The organism is Anaerofilum hominis, from assembly GCF_014287275.1.
In the GTDB taxonomy this organism is placed as follows: domain Bacteria; phylum Bacillota; class Clostridia; order Oscillospirales; family Ruminococcaceae; genus Pygmaiobacter; species Pygmaiobacter hominis.
Genome location: NZ_JACONZ010000004.1, coordinates 1 through 18,416, shown reverse-complemented (window position 1 = coordinate 18,416; position 18,416 = coordinate 1). Strand labels below are relative to the sequence as shown.

At 61.4% G+C, this 18,416-nt stretch carries 13 protein-coding genes and 2 tRNA genes; 3 read left to right on the top strand and 12 right to left on the bottom strand.

The genetic code is table 11. The features are described from left to right. The first annotated feature begins 405 nt into the window (after positions 1 to 405). Entirely contained in the window at positions 406 to 2,181 is a 1,776-nt protein-coding gene (locus H8S23_RS10610; protein ID WP_186888334.1) for an oleate hydratase, read from the top strand. Between the two features lie 491 nt (positions 2,182 to 2,672). Here the strand turns inward: H8S23_RS10610 and H8S23_RS10605 are convergent, their stop codons facing one another. After that, the gene (locus H8S23_RS10605) at positions 2,673 to 4,064 is read right to left on the bottom strand and encodes an aspartate ammonia-lyase (protein ID WP_186888333.1); all 1,392 of its coding nucleotides are present in this window, start codon (positions 4,062 to 4,064) and stop codon (positions 2,673 to 2,675) included. A gap of 199 nt (positions 4,065 to 4,263) precedes the next feature. On the opposite strand from H8S23_RS10605, the gene H8S23_RS10600 reads away from it, so the two are divergent. Beyond that, on the top strand, positions 4,264 to 4,722 hold the full coding sequence (locus H8S23_RS10600) for an Lrp/AsnC family transcriptional regulator (protein WP_186888332.1): 459 nt from the start codon (positions 4,264 to 4,266) through the stop codon (positions 4,720 to 4,722). Positions 4,723 to 5,134: 412 nt separating this feature from the next. Here the strand turns inward: H8S23_RS10600 and H8S23_RS10595 are convergent, their stop codons facing one another. Genes H8S23_RS10595 through H8S23_RS10585 form a run of 3 tightly spaced genes read right to left on the bottom strand, consistent with a single transcriptional unit; the run spans position 5,135 to position 7,037 of the window. After that, positions 5,135 to 5,794: an ABC-2 transporter permease gene (locus H8S23_RS10595; RefSeq protein ID WP_186888331.1), complete on the bottom strand. Its 660-nt coding sequence runs from the start codon at positions 5,792 to 5,794 to the stop codon at positions 5,135 to 5,137. Beyond that, positions 5,791 to 6,657 (bottom strand): ABC transporter ATP-binding protein, encoded by an 867-nt coding sequence (locus tag H8S23_RS10590; RefSeq protein WP_186888330.1) that lies wholly within the window; start codon positions 6,655 to 6,657, stop codon positions 5,791 to 5,793. The genes H8S23_RS10595 and H8S23_RS10590 overlap by 4 nt, the downstream gene beginning before the upstream one ends. A 2-nt stretch (positions 6,658 to 6,659) precedes the next feature. Continuing rightward, on the bottom strand, positions 6,660 to 7,037 hold the full coding sequence (locus tag H8S23_RS10585; protein ID WP_186888603.1) for a GntR family transcriptional regulator: 378 nt from the start codon (positions 7,035 to 7,037) through the stop codon (positions 6,660 to 6,662). A gap of 185 nt (positions 7,038 to 7,222) precedes the next feature. Between H8S23_RS10585 and H8S23_RS10580 the strand changes: the two genes are divergently transcribed. Beyond that, on the top strand, positions 7,223 to 8,086 hold the full coding sequence (locus H8S23_RS10580) for a MerR family transcriptional regulator (protein WP_186888329.1): 864 nt from the start codon (positions 7,223 to 7,225) through the stop codon (positions 8,084 to 8,086). Between the two features lie 149 nt (positions 8,087 to 8,235). Here the strand turns inward: H8S23_RS10580 and H8S23_RS10575 are convergent, their stop codons facing one another. The 8 genes from H8S23_RS10575 to H8S23_RS10540 all read right to left on the bottom strand — a co-directional run bounded on the left by H8S23_RS10575 (position 8,236) and on the right by H8S23_RS10540 (position 17,992). Further along, positions 8,236 to 9,585, bottom strand: coding sequence for an MATE family efflux transporter (locus H8S23_RS10575; RefSeq protein WP_186888328.1), 1,350 nt, complete (start codon positions 9,583 to 9,585; stop codon positions 8,236 to 8,238). 640 nt (positions 9,586 to 10,225) lie between these two features. After that, positions 10,226 to 12,040, bottom strand: a complete 1,815-nt coding sequence (locus H8S23_RS10570) for an ABC transporter ATP-binding protein (RefSeq protein ID WP_186888327.1) — start codon at positions 12,038 to 12,040, stop codon at positions 10,226 to 10,228. Beyond that, on the bottom strand, positions 12,041 to 13,747 hold the full coding sequence (locus H8S23_RS10565) for an ABC transporter ATP-binding protein (RefSeq protein ID WP_186888326.1): 1,707 nt from the start codon (positions 13,745 to 13,747) through the stop codon (positions 12,041 to 12,043). Beyond that, on the bottom strand, positions 13,744 to 14,166 hold the full coding sequence (locus H8S23_RS10560) for a MarR family winged helix-turn-helix transcriptional regulator (protein ID WP_186888325.1): 423 nt from the start codon (positions 14,164 to 14,166) through the stop codon (positions 13,744 to 13,746). Before H8S23_RS10560 ends, H8S23_RS10565 begins: the two co-directional genes overlap by 4 nt. 507 nt (positions 14,167 to 14,673) lie before the next feature. After that, a complete protein-coding gene (locus tag H8S23_RS10555; protein ID WP_186888324.1) occupies positions 14,674 to 15,822 on the bottom strand; it encodes an aldo/keto reductase in 1,149 nt (382 codons plus the stop codon). Positions 15,823 to 15,961: 139 nt separating this feature from the next. Then, positions 15,962 to 16,522, bottom strand: coding sequence for a hypothetical protein (locus H8S23_RS10550; RefSeq protein WP_186888323.1), 561 nt, complete (start codon positions 16,520 to 16,522; stop codon positions 15,962 to 15,964). Between the two features lie 1,282 nt (positions 16,523 to 17,804). Further along, a tRNA-Lys gene (locus H8S23_RS10545) sits at positions 17,805 to 17,880 on the bottom strand. Between the two features lie 37 nt (positions 17,881 to 17,917). Beyond that, a tRNA-Glu gene (locus H8S23_RS10540) sits at positions 17,918 to 17,992 on the bottom strand. Between the last annotated feature and the right edge of the window lie 424 nt (positions 17,993 to 18,416).

Below are 18,416 nucleotides of genomic sequence, written 5' to 3'. Positions count from 1 at the left end.
GCCCCCGCCCTCGCCGCTTGCGCGGCAACCGGGCGGATGGCCGAAAAAATAGCCGCTGCGCGGCTATTTTTGTTACTTTGCAACAAAAACAACTTATTCTGATTCACCGTGGCCTGAGGACAGGCCGCATGGCTACAAAAAATAGCCTGCGGCTATTTTTCATACAGATCCCCCTCTGTGACCAAAATTTATACAATTTTGCCGCCGTGCCGGAATTTCCGACACGGCCTTTTTTCTGTCCATGGCGGCGGGCCGTATAGAGCGCTATCATGGAACCATCAAGAGAAAACGATGGCGCAGGCAACCGGGCCGGACGCCGTACAGCTCTTGAAAAGCGCTGAGAAAAGCCCCGCTGCCCTGTCGGGGAAAGCGGAGGACCGGCATTTTTTAATGGAGGGAAAACAAATGTATTATTCAAACGGGAACTATGAGGCGTTCGCGCGCCCCGAAAAGCCGAAAGACGTGGATAAAAAATCAGCCTATCTGGTGGGTTCCGGCCTGGCCTCGCTGGCTGCCGCCTGTTTTTTGGTGCGGGACGGCCAGATGAAAGGGGACCGCATCCACATCCTGGAGGCGCTCGATCTGCCGGGCGGCTCCTGCGACGGCGTTCAGGACCCCACCCGCGGTTTTGTGATGCGCGGGGGCCGCGAGATGGAAAACCATTTCGAATGTCTGTGGGACCTGTTCCGCTCCATCCCCTCCATCGAGACCGAGGGTGTCTCGGTGCTGGATGAATATTACTGGCTGAATAAGCACGATCCCAATTACTCTCTCTGCCGTGCCACCGAAAAACGCGGGCAGGACGCGCACACCGACGGCAAGTTCACCCTGTCCGACAAGGCGGCCATGCAGGTGATGAAGCTGTTCTTCACCCCGGACGAGCAGCTGTACGACAAAACGTTGGACGATGTGTTCGACGAGGAGTTTTACTCTTCCAACTTCTGGCTGTACTGGCAGACCATGTTCGCCTTTGAGCGCTGGCACTCGGCGCTGGAGATGAAGCTGTATATCCAGCGCTATATCCATCATATCGGCGGCCTGCCCGATTTTTCCGCCCTCAAATTCACCAAATACAACCAGTACGAATCCCTGATCCTGCCGATGGTAAAGTATCTGCAGGGGCACGGCGTGCAGTTTGAATACGGCGTGACGGTCACCAACGTGCGCTTTGAGATCGCGGACGGCAGAAAAACCGCGCGGCAGATCGTCTGTGTGCGCGGCGGCAAAGAGGAGACCATCGACCTGATCGAGGACGACCTGGTCTTTGTCACCAACGGCTGCTGCACCGAAAGCTCCGCCTATGGCGATCAGGACCATGCTCCGGCCGTCACGGTGAAAAACGGCGAGGGCGCCTGCTGGGATCTGTGGCGCAATATCGCCGCCCAGGACACCTCTTTCGGCCGTCCTGAAAAGTTCTGTTCCGACATCAGCCGCAGCAACTGGGAATCCGCTACCGTCACCACGCTGGACGGCCGCATTCCTCCCTATCTGGAAAAGATCTGCAAGCGCGACCCGTTCTCCGGCCGAGTGGTCACCGGCGGCATCGTGACCGTTCGGGACTCGGGCTGGTACATGAGCTGGACCGTTAACCGTCAGCCTCAGTTCCGCAGCCAGGGCAAAGACCAGCTCTGCGTATGGGTGTACGGTCTGTATACCGACCGGCCCGGTGATTTTGTCAAAAAGCCGATGAAAGACTGCACCGGCATGGAGATCACGGAAGAGTGGCTCTATCATCTGGGGGTCCCCGAAGCGGAGATCCCCGACATGGCGGCCCACTCCGCTGTCTGCGTGCCGGTCATGATGCCCTATATCACGGCGTTCTTCATGCCCCGCGCCGCGGGCGACCGCCCGGCGGTGGTGCCGCAGGGCTGCGTCAACTTTGCTTTTCTCGGCCAGTTTGCCGAGACCCCGCGGGACACCATCTTCACCACCGAGTACTCGGTGCGCACCGCAATGGAAGCGGTCTACACCCTGCTGGACGTGGACCGCGGCGTGCCAGAGGTCTGGGGCAGCGTCTATGATATGCGCGCCCTGCTGGACGCGACTGTGAAGATGATGGACGGCAAAAAGCTCACCGACGTCAAACTGCCTCTGGCCGCCCAGCTGGTGGAAAAAAAGGCCCTGAAAGCTTTGGAGGGCACGGTGGCGGAAGAGCTGCTGCGCCGCTATCACGCGATCTGACCCTGTCTGTCCGCTCAAAAAAACAAAAACGGCCGGGCGCTTTTCCCCGCTTTGTGGGGAGAGCGCCCGGCCCTCTTTTTCTTCCTCTGCGCCTGTCGCAGCGCAGGCGCCTTATCTGCGGCCTCTGCGCGCCGATTTTTCGCGCGCCGCCGATCTCTTTCCGGCGCGCCGGGATATTGAGCACAGGCGTGATCGCATGCCTGGATGGACAGCCGCCCCCCTGCGGCAAAGCCTCAGCCGCCGCGGTACGCCGCGCCGCCCCGGCGCGGACAGGCTGACGCCCCGGCGCCGGGCTGGGGCGCTGAACACATGCCGCTCTCTGCCCCGTTCGCGCGGCGCTCCTGTGCGGACGGGGGGCCGCTGTCCTGTTCCGGAACTGCGGCTCCCTCAGGCCGCCGGCCGCCTTTTCCCGCCGCACAGCGGCCGCGGCACAGCGCCCCGGCTCTCTTCTCCCCCGCAGTCAGGCAAAAGCGTGTCCCTGCCGCGCCCGCTCAGGCGCCGCAGCGCAAGGGGCCTGTCATCCGCAGGGGTTCCAGCACCTCCTGCAGCCGCTCGGGCGGCAGTACCCCCTCCCGCTCCGCCAGCAGCCGCACGGGGATCTCCTCCTGCACCGCCTCTTTTGCCAGCGCCGCGCTGCGCTCGTACCCAATGATGGGGCAAAGGGCGGCCGCGACCCCGGCGCTGCGCTCCACCATGCGGCGGCAGTTTTCCCGCTCGGCGCGGATGCCGGCCACGCAGTGGTCCACAAAGGTGCGCACCGCATTGCGCAGCAGCTCGGCGGATTCAAACAGGCTGTGCAGCAGCACGGGCTCGAAAGCGTTCAGTTCCAGCTGGCCCGCCTCAGCGGCCAGCATGATGGTGACGTCGTTGCCCATGATCCGGAACGCGACCTGGTTCACCACTTCGGGCAGCACCGGGTTCACCTTGCCCGGCATGATGGAAGAGCCGTTCTGTCTGGCGGGCAGTGCGATCTCGCTGATGCCGGCCCGCGGCCCCATCGAGAGCAGTCTCAGATCGTTTGCCAGCTTGGAGAGGTCCACCGCGCAGGTCTTGAGCAGCCCCGAGACTTCCACAAAGCAGTCCAGGTTCTGGGTGGCGTCGATGAGGTCGTCCGCGCGGCGCAGCTGCAGGCCGGTCAGCTCCGCCAGAACAGGGACCACCCGCTGCAGATAGCGCGGGTCGGCGTTCAGCGAGGTGCCGATGGCCGTGCCCCCCAGGTTGACCACCAAAAGCTTTTGTTCCGCCGCAGCCAGGCGCGCCTCGTCCCGGCGGGCCGCAGCCGCCCAGGCTGCAAACGACTGCCCCAGCCGCACCGGCACCGCGTCCTGCAGCTGGGTGCGCCCCATTTTGAGCACGCCGTCAAACTCCAGCGCCTTTTTTTCCAGCGCGGCCCGCAGGCGGGACAGCTCCCCGCGCGCATCCCGCAGCAGCCGTATCGCCGCAATCTTGCCCGCCGTGGGGAAGACATCGTTGGTGGACTGCCCCATGTTCACGTGGTCGTTGGGGTGCAGGATGCTGTAATCGCCTTTTGCCCCGCCCAGCAGTTCGATGGCGCGGTTGGCGATCACCTCGTTGGCGTTCATATTTGCCGACGTGCCCGCCCCGCCCTGGATGGGGTCCACGATAAAGGCGTCCCGCAGGCCCCCGGCAATGACCTCGTCGCAGGCCCGCAGCACGGCATCCGCCCGCGCCGGGTCCAGCAGCCCTGCGTCCCGGTTGCAGAGCGCCGCGGCTTTTTTCACCTCTGCCAGCGCCGTGATCAGCTGCGGGTGCAGCCGCCGCCCGGTAATGGGGAAATTCTCCTGTCCGCGCAGAGACTGCACGCCATAATAGGCCTGCTCGGGCACTGCCAGCGTGCCGATGGAATCATGCTCCTGCCTCATTTTCACTGCCCCCCTTTTTGTCTGCCTCAAGCATACAACAGGCCCCGTGGGGTGTAAACAGGTCCGGCCGAGGTCAATGGAACATTTTGTTTGCACGCCTCAAAACTTTTGTTTTTTTCGTGGAAAGGCCGCTTTTTTTGTTTTATAATAGAAGCAGAAAACCGCTGTTGCCGCGCCGCGGGAATAAGGAGAGGATCTTTTGGACCAATTGGATCAGGAACTGCTCTTCCTGCTGGCAGAAAATGCCCGCGCCTCTTTTCGGGAGCTCTCGCAGCGGGTACATCTCTCCCCGCCCGCGGTGGCGGCCCGCATCGCCCGGCTGGAACGGGAGGGGCTGCTGCGCGGCTACCGTGCGCTTTTGGCCCCGGAGCAGTGCGGTTATCCGCTGACGGCACTGATCAGCCTCTCGATGCCCCCTGCCCGCGAGCCTGAATTCACGGCCCTGATTCTGGATTCTCCCCAGGTGTGGGAATGCCATCATGTGGCGGGGCCCTATTCCATGGTGCTGCGGGCCGGTTTTTCCGGCACGCGGGAGATGGACCGGTTTGTCAAGCGGCTGCAGGCCTTTGGCAAGACCCAGACCCAGATCATCTTTTCCACCGTCAAGGACGAGCCGGTACTGCCCGCTGCGGTTGCGGCGGAGCCCTCCGGCAGCTGAAACCGCCCTCTTTGCCTCAGGCCGTCCCCTGTTTCCCGCTGCGTCCCGCCCTTTTGCTCCATCCTCTGCCCGGACGCCGGGCCGGCACAAAAAAAGCAGCCGCGCCGCGGCTGCTTTTTTGCGTGGTTCCATGGGCGGCTCCTGCAGAAAAACGCATTCCCGCTTTCCGGGGCAGCCGGGCCAGGGCGCGTTTTTTTGCCCGTTTTCTCCTGCGGCCGGGCCCGCAGGCGGTCTGCCTGCGTCCCCCGCATCGACGGGGACCCCCATCGGGGGCAGCGGCCTTTGCCGGTTTTACGCTCCCTGAGGCGCTGCTGCAAAACAGCGCCCGCGCCCTGAGACCGCCCCAGCCCTAAGCCCTGCGCTTTCCCCTGCGGCCCAGGGCCGGTTTCCCTGCCGGTACGCCCGCTTGTTTTCAATACTCGGCCCTTTTGAAAACGGCGTTTGCCAGCCGGGACGACAAAAAGAACATGGCGGCCGTCACAGCCCACACCAGCAGCAGGCTCATGTAATACCGAAGATCGTCGATCCTTTGAAACCCGTTCATCAGATTGATGACCCAGGCCAGCAGCATCCCAAAACCGACCGCGCCGGCAAAGCTGATGACGATCAGCGCCTCTGTCTTTTCCGCGCCGAAGCGATAAAAGAGCGGGCAGAAAACCGCCCCGGCAAACACCGCGATCACGCCGCCCCCGGTGATCAGGGTGAGGGCATCCCGCAGGCCCAGGTCGAAGTAATGGTTTCCATGCAAAAAAACGGTCAGCGCCGTCGCCAAGGCCGTGACCAGAACCCCCAGCAGGCAGAAAGCCGCGTGGGTGGCATAAAAACTGTCCACGATCTCGCTTCTGCGCACAGGAAAGGCCAGCTTATGCCTGCCCCATTTGGAACCGGCCTCTTTTCTCAGCCCTGCAAGGGAGAGAAGCGCAAACCCCGGGGCCGCCGCGGCCGCAAACCCAAACAGCAGCGCCGCATTGCCGGTCAAAACAAGGGCCGCGGCAAACAGGAGCAAAAACCCGGAAAACAGCTTCAGGCTTTCAAGCGCACTGTAAAAATTATTCTTCAGCAGACCTCTCATTTTGTTTTTCCTTTCACCAGCAGCAGCATGATCTCATCTATCGTCGTCTGGTCGGCCACGACGTCTTTGTACTTTTGGCGGGCTTCTTTCCCGTTGGGCACCAATACGTCGATCTGGTATTCTTTTTTCCGGTATGCAATGATGTCTTTTGGATCGATCGCCTCAAACTGTCTCTCTTTGCAGCGCAGCACTGCATAGCGGTAGATCAGGTCGTCTTTGGAGGCGGTCAGGACGACTTTTCCTCTGTGGAGGAACGTGATGTGATCCGCGATTCTTTCCAGGTCGCTGGTGATGTGGGAAGAAAGCAGGATCGAATGGCTCTCATCCTCCACAAAACCGAGAAATACGTCCAGCATTTCGTCGCGCACAATAGGGTCCAGCCCGCTGGTCGCCTCGTCCAGGATCAGCAGCCTGGGATGATGCGCCAGCGCCGCCGCAATGGCCAGCTTCATCGTCATCCCTTTGGAGTACGACTTTATTTTCTGCTCTCTGGTGATGGAAAAGCTGTCGAGATATCCCTGAAAGGCCGCGTCGTCCCATTGCCTGTAGACACCGCGCATAATGTCCGCCAATTGCCCCGCAGAGAGATGATCGGGGAAATTGTCTCCGTCGTAAACGACGCCGATGTTTTCGCGCAGCTCCCGGTCGCCGTCCGACAATTCGCTGCCGAATAACCTGACCGTCCCGCCGTCCCTGAAAAGCGTGTTGAGGATGCAGCCGATCACCGTGGTCTTTCCCGCTCCATTTTCTCCCACAAGGCCCATAATGGTCCCCGCCGGTACGGCGAAAGAAACCTTGTCCAAAACAAAATCAGACTTTGCATAGCTTTTCGAAACATCCGTCAGTTCCAAAACAGGGCACATCGTCATTCCTCCTCTGTGTAGAACAAGGATAACAGTTCAATCAGTTTTTCGAGTGGGATATTGCTTGTCCGGCCGATCTGTGCAGCCTGCTGGAGGTGCTCTTCCGCCTGCCGCTGCTGCTCTTCCTGATAAAAATCTTTGTTTTGAAGCGCTACAAAGCTGCCGCGGCCCACCGTGGTCTCGATAAAACCGTCCCGCTGCAGGTCCTCATACGCCTTTTGGACCGTAATGACGCTGATGTGCAGCGACCTTGCCAGCGCCCTCATGGACGGGATCGCCTGGCCTGTCTGCAGCTCCCCGCTCATGATCATGGCCTTGATCTGCAGGGTTATCTGCTCATAGATCGGCTTACTGGTATTGCTGCTGATGACGAGTTCCACGATAGTCCCCCAGTGTTCTATAGTGTACTTATCAAACAAGTACACTATAACACAGCCCGAGCCCTCTGTCAACAAAAGGCGGGTCACCATTTCCAAAAATTTTTTAAAAAAGGCAAAAAAGCACTTGACCCTCACGGTGCGTTATAGTCTAGAATGAGGTCATCAAGAGCGGGAGGAAACCGGCGATGAAAACAGTAAAGGAAATATCGGACCTGACAGGGATCAGCGTGCGCACGCTTCACTATTACGACGAGATCGGGCTGCTGAAGCCCACCGGCAAAAGCGCGTCGGGCTACCGGCTTTATGACGATAAAGCCCTGGAAGTATTGCAGCAGATCCTGTTTTTTCGTGAATTCGATATCCCCTTAAAAGAGATCAAAGCCGTGATGGAAGACCCGTCTCTTGACCGGGATCAAATTCTTCGGATGCAGCGCGGCATGCTGGAGGCCAAAAAGGCGCGCATCGCGCGGCTGATCGCCAGCATCGACGGCATCCTGAAAGGGGAGAACAAAATGGATTTTGAAATTTTTAATCGCTCTGAGATCGAGGCGCTCTGCCAGACCACCATCGACCGCATGCCGGATCTCCTGCGTCAGAGCATCCTGCAGGAGTTCGGCAGCATAGAACAGTGGCGGGCGCACTATATCGAGCGCGCCGCAAAAGAAGACATGCAGCGCGGCTATCAAAAGCTGGTTGAATGGTATGGGGACAAAGGCTCCGCCCTGAAAGCAATGACCGATCCGCCCAGCATGGAGGTCGCCCAGGCCTGCATGAAACGGGTGGACGCGGTGCTGCAGAAGCTGATCGCCCACCGGGACGAGCCGGTAGATACTTTTGCCGTAAAGGAGATCGTGGGCGAGTATGGGTATCTCCTGAAACAGCTCTATCAGATCAAGCGCGAGGACGGGCTGATGCTGCAGGTGGCCGCCAGCTACGAGGACGAGCGCATCCGCGCCGGCACCGACGAAAAGTACGGCGATGGGGCGGCGGCGTTTTTCAAACACGCGATCGAGAGCTTTTACGGAAAAGAGCAAAAAAACAAGAGCTGAACGCCCGCTCCCTTTTCCCACAAGGGAGAAAGGAGTTAAAAAACAGCAAAAAGACGGTGGAGAAAGCGTTTGGGCTTTCTCCACCGTCTTTTTGTGCCGCCCCGGCCGCCGGGGGCGGGCGCAGGGCCAGGCTTCCCCCCCCGGGCGGATCACCGCCCGCGCTGCCCGCGCGTCCGCCGCTCCACCCAGATAAAATAGCCGATGCAGAGCAGGATCTGCACCAGCGTGGAGGCCGGCGTCGCCAGCCCGACCCTGAACAGCGAGACCGGGCGCAGCGTCCCCATAAAGTAAGAGACTGGGATACGCACCAGAAACGCGCCCACGATGCCCTGTACCATGACAAAAGCGGTCTCTCCGCTGCCGTTGAAATACCCGCAGAAGCAGAACAAAAACGAGACCATCAGCGTGTCGATGGCGTAAGCGCGCAGATAATCCCACGCGGCGGCGACCACCTGCGGGTCTCTGGCAAAAATGCCCGCCAGCGCGTCGCCTTTAAAAAAGGCCAGCGCCGCCATGACCACGCTGAACGCGAACGCCGCCGCCATGCCGTAAAGCATCGCCCGCTTTGCCCGCGCCGGCTGCCCCGCGCCGATGTTCTGGCCGACAAAAGCGGACAGGGACTGCATATAGGCCGAGGGCACCATCATGATAAACGCACAGAGCTTTTCCGCCACGCCCACGCCCGCCGAGGCGATGACCCCAAGCGAGTTCACGATGGCCAAAATCACCAGAAAAGAAATGCTGACCAGCAGCTCCTGCAGGGCGATGGGCGCGCCCAGGCGCAGCATGCGCGAAATATTTGCACGGTCAAAGCGGATGTCTCTGCGCGAAAATGGAAAAGGCAGCCCCCGCCGCTTTGTGACCAGCAGGCAAAGCGCCACGCTGACCGCCTGGGCCAGCACGGTGGCCAGGGCCGCCCCCGCCACCCCCATGCCGAAGCCCGCCACAAAGATCAGGTCTCCCGCAATGTTGACCGCGCAGGCCACCGATACGGTGAAGAGCGGCGTTTTGGAATCGCCCATGCCGCGGAACACGCCGCCCAGCACGTTATATGCCACAATAAAGGGCAGCCCGCCCGAGCAGACCCGCACATAGGTCACCGTGCCGGCATAAGCTTCAGCCGGGGCCTGCATCAGGACGGCCAGCGCGCCGGCAGCCAGTTCCATCACCACCAGCATCGCCGCCGCAAGCGCGGCAAACAGGCAAATGGCGCTGCCGATGACGCCGCCCGCCTCCGCTTTGCGGCCCTGGCCGATCTTTTGGGCCAGCAGGATCGTAGCGCCCATGGCAAGGCTGTTGACAAGAAAGGTGATGGTCTGCATGATCTGGCTGCCCGTGGAGACGGCCGAGACGTCCGCCGCCGCGCCGAACCGGCCGACCACCAGCAGGTCGACCGCGCCATACATGGCCTGCAGGCAGAGCGCCAGCAGCACCGGCAGGGTGAATTTGAGAAGCGGCGCCAGTATTTTGCCCTGCGTGAAATTTTGTGTCTGACTCATAGTTTCCTCCTGCGCTGAAACGGATGGGACCGCCCCGGCTGCACAAAAAAGCACCGGAGCAAATAACAGGCGTCTCAGCCTGTCATCTTCTCCGGTGCCGCAACTTCCAATGAGCGCCCACCCTCCGATGAACGTTATCCAGTATAAAGTAATTGCAAAAATTTGTCAACCGGCCGCCCAGCTCCGCTCTTTTGCCCGGGGGGCGGCCGCTGGGCGGCTGGAAATTTCACCCCCTACACCGCGAAAACCGTGCGCCGCAGCGCGGAATGTGCTATAATAAAAAAACTAAGGATATCTCCGCGCACAAGCCGCGCTGATCCATCCGCATGCAAGGAGGAAGAGAGCATGATCGGTGATTTTATGAAAGCAGCATTCCCGTGGATCTTGATCGGCCTGTTCGCCGCAGTCAGCTGTTCTTTTGCCGCAAAAAAAGAAAACTAGCCTTTTAGCGATCAGGCAGCCGCCCAGGATAAGGCGGCTGCCGTTTTTTGTCCATCTGGTGAAAGCGCGCCAGGCCGGGCCAGGCAGCCGATGCAAGAGAGAGCCCCGGGGAGCAAATCCGGCGCCGCGGTTTTCCGCGGCGGAAAAGTGCGTCTGCCCGCCGCCCCCGCCGCTCCGCAGGCAAACCATGGGCCGCCGCTCAGCTCGCCCCCTCGGCGCAGTCAAACTGGGCGCGATAAAGCTCACTGTAATAGCCGCCGCGCCGCATCAGCTCCTCATGCGTGCCGCACTCGGCCACCGCGCCCTCCCGCAGCACTGCAATCAGGTCCGCGTTCTGGATGGTGGAAAGGCGATGGGCGATCACAAAACAGGTGCGCCCCTCCATCAGGCGCAGCATGGCTGCCTGGATGCGGCGCTCGGTTCGGGTGTCCACGTTGGATGTGGCCTCGTCCAGGATCAGCATCGGCGCATCCAGCAGCATGGCGCGCGCGATCGTCAGCAACTGGCGCTGCCCCTTGGAGATGTTGGTCCCGCCGTCCCGCAGCACCGTGTCGTAGCCCTGGGGAAGCGACTGGATAAACCGGTCGATCCTGGCGGCTTTGGCGGCCTCCCGCACCTCTGCCAGCGTCACCCCCTCTTTGCCGTAAGCCAGGTTCTCATAGACTGTGCCCGAGAAGAGCCAGGTGTCCTGCAGGACCATGGAATAGGCCCTGCGCAGGCTGGCCCGGGTAAGCGAGCCGATCTCGCTGCCGTCCACGGTGATGACGCCCGAATCGGCGTCATAAAAGCGCATCAGCAGGTTGATGACCGTGGTCTTGCCCGCACCGGTGGGGCCCACAATGGCCACCACCTGCCCGGGCCTGGCCGACAGCGTAAAGCCGTCCAGCACCGGTGTGCCGGCAGAGTAGCCAAACCGCACCTCCCGCAGCTCCACCGCACCGCGCACCTGCGCAAGCTCGGCCGCCTCCGGCGCATCGGGGGTCTCTTCCGGCTCATCCAGCAGGCGGAATACCCGCTCTGCCGCCGCCAGCGCCGACTGCAGCTCGCTGAGGATATTGGCAAATTCGTTGATCGGGCCAGAGAACTTGCGCGAATAGAGCACAAAGGAGGACACGCTGCCCAGGCTGATGCCCCCGCCCATATAGAGCAGCGCGCCAAAGATGCTCACCAGCGCAAGGGAGAGGTTGTTGATAAAATTAACGGTCGGCCCGGTGGCGCTGGCAAAGGTGTCGGCCCGGCAGTTGGCGTCGCAGGCGGCCTGGTTTTTTTCTTCAAAGCGCTGCTGAAACACTTCTTCCCGCCCATAGGCCTTGATGGTGCGCAGACCGCCGGTCATCTCCTCGGCAAACCCGTTCAGGTCGCCCAGGCTTTGGGACCGGTCGCGATAAAGCGGCCTCACCCGCCGGGAGCGATAACGGGTAAACACGATCGAGATGGGGATCGTCACCACGAAGATCAGGATCAGCTGCGGAGAGATGGTGAGCATCATCACAAAGGACCCCACCACCGTGATGGCGCTGGCCAGCATCTGCACCAGATCGTTGGACAGCGAGGCGCTGACGGTGTCCACGTCGTAGGAGAGCACGCTCAGCACATCGCCGATGGCGCGGGTATCAAAAAATCGCACCGGCAGCTTCATCAAATGATCGTACAGATCTTTGCGCAGCCGATAGACGACATTGCGGCTCAACTGCACCATCAGGGCGGCGAGCAGATAACTGAGCACGGCCGAGATCAGGTAGAAAAGCAGCATCTGGCCCGCATATTTGAATACCGTGGCAAAATCCACCCGACCCGGGCCCGGCCGGATGGCGTCGATGGCGTATCCCGACAGTTTTGGCCCCACCAGGGCCAGCAGATTGCTGGACAGGCTGAGCACCGCCGCGGCTGCCAGCAGCCACTTATAGCCGCTGAGGTAGCCCCACAGCCGCCGCAGGATCACGGACGATTTTGCGTTGGGGCGCTCGAACGCGGCGCTGTGGCCATGTCCCCCCATTCCCTTATTGCGCGCCATCTACTCCACCTCCCCCATCTGGATCTCGGCGATCTCGCGATAGCTGCCGCAGGTCCGCATCAGTTCGTCATGGCTGCCATAGCCCACGGCGCGCCCGTCCTCCAGCACCAGGATCCTGTCTGCGCTGCGGATCGAGCTGATTCGCTGGGCGACGATGATCTTGGTGGTGTCTTTGAAGTCCCGGGCCAAAGCGCGGCGCAGCGCGGCATCGGTCTTATAGTCCAAAGCACTGGAGCTGTCGTCCAGCAGCAGGATATCCGGGTCCGCTGCCAGTGCGCGGGCCAGCAGCACCCGCTGCTTCTGCCCGCCGCTCAGGTTGGCGCCCTTTGGCGACAGCTCGGCGCCAAAGCCGCCCGCCCGGGTGTTGATAAAGTCAGCCTGCGCCGTGCGGGCCGCCGCTTCCAGACGCTCCTGCGGCAGGCCGCGGCCAAAATCAATATTGGCCCCGATCTCGTCCGCATACAGAAAATCGTTCTGAAAGACCACTCCAAAGATACTGTGCAGGGCCGCCGGCTCCACCGAGCGCAGATCCTTTCCATCGACGGAGATCACACCATTGTCCGGGTCATAAAAGCGCAGCAGCAGCTGCAGGATGGTGCTTTTGCCGCTGCCGGTGGGACCGATGATCCCCAGCGTCTCCCCCCTGCGCAGGGAAAAGCTGATATCCGTCAGGTTGTCCTCCACCTTGCCGTAGGAAAAAGAGACGTGGTCAAAACGGATGTGCTCCTCTCCTCCCGCCGCCGGCTGCGGCCGGCTCTGCAGCTCCTCCGGCGCGTTGAGCACCTCGGCGATGCGGCGGCCGCTGGCTGCGCCCTTTGAATACATCACAAACATGCGGGATACCATCATCAGCGCGTTGAGGATAATGGTAAAATAGCTCAGAAAAGCGATGATAGTGCCCGGCTGTGTGTGTCCGGCGTTGACCCGGAACGCGCCCGCCACCACCACCGCCGTCAGACCGGCGTTGAGCAGCAGGTTCATGACCGGGTTTGTGACGTTCATCAGCAGGCCCGCCCGGCGCTCGCGGTCCACGACCTGGGCATTCGCCTCGTCGAAGCGCGCCTTTTCATATTCGCCCTTGGACAGCGCCTGGATCACCCGGATGCCCGCCATGCTCTCCTGCGAGCGCCGCACCAGCACGTCCAGCGCCGCCTGGGTGCGCGTGTAGAGCCGCACGCCACGGGTGGAGACAAACCAGACGACGGCCCCCAGCAGCGGCAGCGTGGCGATGAGGACCAGCGTGAGCACCGGTTCAAGCGATAGGGTGAGCGCGATCCCGCCCAGCAGTAAGATCGGCGCCCGCACGCCAAGACGCTGCATGCGGTCGATCATCTGGTTCACGTTATAGGTGTCCGAGGTCAGCCGCGAGATCAGGGACGGGGTGGTAAATGCGTCCTCCTGTGCACAGGAGAGGCGGGTCACCTTGGCAAACAGATCGCCGCGCAGCCTGTGTGTGACATCCCGCGAGGTGGCACAGGAGATGCGGTTCGCCGCCACATTGCCCACCACCGCCAGGGCCGCGCAGAGGACCATCAGGCCGCCCCATACCAACACGCTGTGAAAGTCGCCGGAGGGGACCGCCTCGTCCAGGATGACCGAGAGCATCCAGGGCAGCAGCAGTTCCACCACCGTGCCCGCCAGTTTGATGCACATTTCCACCGCAATAATGCCCGCTTTGGGACGCAGATATCGCAAAACCGTTTTCATCCGATCTCCTCCGCGCGGCGCGCCAGTTTCTCCAACAGATCTTCCAGCTGATCCCGCTCCTCAGCAGCCAGATCGCGAAACAGCTTTTCCCGCCAGCTGCGGAAAGCTTCCCGCACCACCGGCAGCATCTGCTGCGCCTTTTCTGTGGGATAGACCTCCACCGCCCGCCGGTCGCTCTCGCTGCGGCGGCGCAGCACATATCCGTTTTCTTCCAGCATCGTCAGCTGCCGTGTCACATTGCTGCGGTTGACATGCAGCCGCAGCGCCAGCTGGTCCTGCGTGATGCCGGGCGTGCTGCAGATCTCCGGCAGATACGGGGCCTGCCAGCCGGTCAGGCCCGTCCCCTCCAGCCGCGCCTCCCGGTACAGGGCGGCACAGCGCGAGATCGTGTTGATATTGCCCATCAAATGATGTTTCATCCTGTCCTCCTCGCTCGCCTGTCATTTTGTTGCGTGCGCATTTATTGCGCGCGCAATTATATGGCCTTAAAAATTCCTTTCTCAACACTTCTGAGAAAGGAACTTCTGTTTTGTATTATTATACCAGCCCTGCTGAAAAAGCACAAGTGTCCTTTTCTCAGCTGCAATACGTTTTTTTCGGGGCTTTTAGCTTCGGAAAAGCGGCAGCACCCCGGATGCACAGCACAGCACAGCGCAGGTCCGGGATCCCGCCGCCAGCCACCGGCCGGGCAAACAATAAAGCGGCCCAAAAGCCCGGAAATGCGCCCGAAACAAGTTCAGCAAAGCAGGCGGGAAACCGGCAGGGAAAGCGGAAAAACATCAAAACGGGCCGGCCCGGAAAACGGCTCCCTGCAGGGCGATGCTTTCTCTGCCGGCTCCTGCCGTCCATTCCCAGTCCCCGCAAACCGCTTCCACCAAAGTGGACCTTCTAAAACGGCAGGACCGGCGCAAACGCAGGAAAGCGGTTCAGCAGCCGAAGATCTCCTTTGCCTGTCTCATATTGTCGATGACCGGCACTTCGAACGGGCAGCGCTTTTCGCAGGCGCCGCAGGAGATGCAGGCGGCCGCGGTGCGGGGCAGCAGGGCATAGTGCTCCCGCACAGTCTCGGGCACCGCGCCCTGGGCGCGGGCCAGATTGAGAAATTTTGTCACCGAGGCCACGTCGATCCCCTGCGGACAGGGGGCACAGTGCCCGCAATACATGCAATGCCCTTTCCAGCTGATCCGGGGCAGGGCGGCAAACGCGGCCGCATAGTCCCGCTCCTCGGCCGGGGCGTCCTCATAGCGCAGGCACGCCCGCAGTTCCTCTGCGGTATGCGCCCCCGACATCACGCAGGCCACCGCGGGGCGGGTCAACGCATAGTGGAGGCACTGGCTGACCGTGAGCGCCTTTCCCGCCGGGGAAAGCTCCGCGCTGAGCAGGTCGCCGCCGCCAAACGCTTTCATCACCGTAATGCCCACCCCCAGCCGCTGGCAGGCCTCGTAAAGCCCCGCCCGCTCGGGGTCCATGTTCGTGAGCGGCTTTTCATAGCTCTCATCCGCCCACAGCGCCTCCACATCCTCCCCTGCGGGCTGCAGGTCATAACAGGGATTGACGCTGAACATCAGCACGTCCACAAGGCCGCTCTCCACCGCAGCCCGCGCCGGGGCCGGGTTGTGGCTGGAAAGGCCGATACAGCCGATTTTCCCCTCCGCTTTCAGCTGCCGGGCGTACGCCATGACCGGTCCGTTTTTCACCGTTTCCCAGTCGTCCAGCGCGTCCACATAGTGGATCATCCCGATCTCCACATGGTCCGTGCCGAGCCGCGCCAGCAGATCCTCAAACCCGGCCTTCACCTCAGCGATCTCCCGGGTACGCTTGTACTGTCCGTCCCTCCAGATCGTGCACAGATGGCCCTGCAGGACAAATTTGTCCCTGCGGCCCCGCAGCGCCTTGCCCAGCGCCTCCCGCATGACAGGGTCGGGCGCATAGAGATCGATACAGTTGACGCCCGCCTCCTCCATCACATCCACCAGCGCGGCAGCCTCCGCCGCGCTTTTGCCCACAAAGCCCTCACAGCCCATGCCGATCTCGCCGACCCGCAGGCCGGTCCGCCCCAGTTCCCGATATTGCATCCCGCTTCCTCCTTTTTAAGATCTCCCATTTTTTGCGGCGGCCGGCAGCAGGCCCCGTCCGTCGTTTTGTCCAGGCAGCGCGCCTGCCCGCGCCCCGCACAGCCGGCCGTTTTTCCCCGGTGCAGAAAACTGCGCCCCGTCAGCCGCCGGGCGGTGTCTCCTGCCCCTGCCGCCCTTTTTTTCTCCGCGGCCCTGCTAGGCCGCTTTTCAGCCCCGCCGCGATCACCTCGCTGAAAAGCTGCGCCGCCTTTTTGCGCGCTGCCCGGGCGCCTTTCACACCGGGCAAAAGAGCGGCTGCCCGCAGCAAAATGCGCCGCAGCGTCTCCTCGTCCCAAGTGCAGAACGCTTTCCATCTGCCGGCAGCATAAGCCGCGGCGTATTCCTGTGCAAACTGCCGCGCCAGGGGCTCCAGTTCTGCGTCGGTGGGCCTGCCGTCAGCGGCGCGGCGCGCCTCCCACAGTGCGTCCCGCGCGGCGATAAATTCCCTGCGCGTGATGGGGGTCAGGCTGTCCCACTGTTCCCAGAGACGGTTCTCGTCCAGCGCTGCCAGCGCACCATCCAGATCAAGCAGACGGCAGTCGCCCGTCACCCGGAAGCAGTTCTTCCCCTGCGGCGCACCCAGGCAAAAATATCCTCCCGCTGCGATCCCCCTGCTTTCCAGAAGAAGCATATAGCCGGGCTTTTTTGTGTGTTCTTCCATGCGCGGTATGCCCCCCCTTTGCCCCGTCCTTTCAAACGCCCGGCGGCCGCGGAGCGGCGGCGCCCCGTTTTGTGCCGCCCCGTCGGGGCTCTCAGGGCGCGCGCCGTTTTTCAGGCCCCCGGAAAACGCCTGCAAAGGACCCCGGAAAGCGTGATCTTCTTCCCCTGCTGCTATTTTACCACAGCCGTTACCCGCCGTACAGAGCAGGCCGGCAGTCCGGCGCCCCCGGCGGGAAACCACCCCGCACGGGGCCTTTCTCCTGCTCCGCCGCTGTAGGATGATCATTCCCTGCAAAAAACCTTCAAACCCGCCGCGCCGTAAAATACCGGCGGCTTTTTCCCTGCCCGCAGAGGGGGGGCGTATCAAAACCGTCCTTTCACACATTCCGACTTTCTGTCTGCCTCTCTGCGGAAAGTCCGTCTCGTCCATGCCTCCCTCTCGCGCATGCGCTGTGCGGAAGTTCCCCCTCTGGACAGGCCTTGCCCCGGAAAGGCCTGCACATCGCCTGCCCGCCGCCAAACGTCGAGAGCAGCGGCCTGCCGGCAGGCCCGATAAAGAGCCGGCGGAACAGCGGCAGGCTCCGCTTCCCCGTGCTGTCCCCGGTCCCTCCAAAAAGCGCTGCACGGCGGATCGCAGTTTTTCCCGCCTCCGGTGAAAGGTCTGCCCGCAGGCGGCGTCCTCCTCAAGACGCAGTTCGGCGAAACGGGGCCGCTCCTAACACAAAGAAATTTCCTGTCTGGCTAAGAAGTCTCGCCGACAGAAGAAGATTCGTGCCAAACAGGGGATTTGAACTGCCGCTACCGCGCAAAATCAGTATCGGCAAAAAGAGGTCACAACGGAGTGGATAAAGCACGCGCTTTCGAATCCTATCCTCCAAAAACAATTCAGTTTTCAGACTCATGTTATCTGTTGAAAAGAAGTCATGACCTCCAGCCAAGCCGGAGGCTTGATCAAGCCCCAAAAGGGCATTTTAGCGGCGGGCACCTAAAGATGTACTGAACCATCTTTCTCTCGCATCAACTGCTCCGCCGCCCGTAAACGGACACAAGCCCATCTCCCTAAGCCGTTGCTGCTCGGCAGGCTGCTATGTTAGCAACTCGCTTCGCTCGATACTTGAAGCGAAAGCTTTTTTGCGCGGTGCCTCCACCGGCATAGCCACTGGTATCCCTAACCAAATAAAAATGCCGGAAAGTCTGATGGAATCAGGCTTTCCGGTATAAAACGACCCCCGGAATACTGAACAGTTTTCTTAAACTGCCCAGCATTCCAGGGGTCGGCTATTTGGTGCACCTCCAGGGACTCGAACCCTGGGCCCGCTGATTAAGAGTCAGCTGCTCTACCAACTGAGCTAGAGGTGCAGACGAAAGAAAAACGGCATACGCCGTTTTTCCGTAATGGTGACCCCTGCGGGAATCGAACCCACGATTGCGCCGTGAGAGGGCGCCGTCTTAGCCGCTTGACCAAGGGGCCGCATTCAAAAGCACTCTGTGCTTTTGAATGTAGCGAAGATGTCCTCGTGACGCTTACGCGCCCCGGATCGCTTTGCGATCACGGCCATCTTCGGCTCACTCCAGCACTCATGCTTTTGTGTAAAAGTGCCACCGGCGCTTTCATTGCAGCGAGGATGCCCTCGTGATGCTCACGCATCCCGGATCGCTTCGCGATCACGGCCATCCTCGGCGCTCTTCTGCGCTCTGGCTCTTTCGGGTAAGCACTTTGTGCTTTTGAATGTAGCGAAGATGTCCTCGTGACGCTCACGCGTCCCGGATCGCTTTGCGATCACCGCCATCTTCCGCTTCTTCTTTGCACTCATGCTTTTTTGCTGAGGATCTTTTCCCCTCATATAAGAAAAGGGCCGGCACCTACCTATTTTCCCAGGTCGTCTCCAACCAAG

Excerpts from the sequence above, each read along its gene's own strand:
- H8S23_RS10610 (WP_186888334.1), top strand. The coding sequence starts at position 406 with ATGTATTATTCAAACGGGAACTATGAGGCGTTCGCGCGCCCCGAAAAG.
- H8S23_RS10605 (WP_186888333.1), bottom strand. The coding sequence starts at position 4,064 with ATGAGGCAGGAGCATGATTCCATCGGCACGCTGGCAGTGCCCGAGCAG.
- H8S23_RS10595 (WP_186888331.1), bottom strand. The coding sequence starts at position 5,794 with ATGAGAGGTCTGCTGAAGAATAATTTTTACAGTGCGCTTGAAAGCCTG.
- H8S23_RS10590 (WP_186888330.1), bottom strand. The coding sequence starts at position 6,657 with ATGTGCCCTGTTTTGGAACTGACGGATGTTTCGAAAAGCTATGCAAAG.
- H8S23_RS10580 (WP_186888329.1), top strand. The coding sequence starts at position 7,223 with ATGAAAACAGTAAAGGAAATATCGGACCTGACAGGGATCAGCGTGCGC.
- H8S23_RS10575 (WP_186888328.1), bottom strand. The coding sequence starts at position 9,585 with ATGAGTCAGACACAAAATTTCACGCAGGGCAAAATACTGGCGCCGCTT.
- H8S23_RS10570 (WP_186888327.1), bottom strand. The coding sequence starts at position 12,040 with ATGGCGCGCAATAAGGGAATGGGGGGACATGGCCACAGCGCCGCGTTC.
- H8S23_RS10565 (WP_186888326.1), bottom strand. The coding sequence starts at position 13,747 with ATGAAAACGGTTTTGCGATATCTGCGTCCCAAAGCGGGCATTATTGCG.
- H8S23_RS10560 (WP_186888325.1), bottom strand. The coding sequence starts at position 14,166 with ATGAAACATCATTTGATGGGCAATATCAACACGATCTCGCGCTGTGCC.
- H8S23_RS10555 (WP_186888324.1), bottom strand. The coding sequence starts at position 15,822 with ATGCAATATCGGGAACTGGGGCGGACCGGCCTGCGGGTCGGCGAGATC.
- H8S23_RS10550 (WP_186888323.1), bottom strand. The coding sequence starts at position 16,522 with ATGGAAGAACACACAAAAAAGCCCGGCTATATGCTTCTTCTGGAAAGC.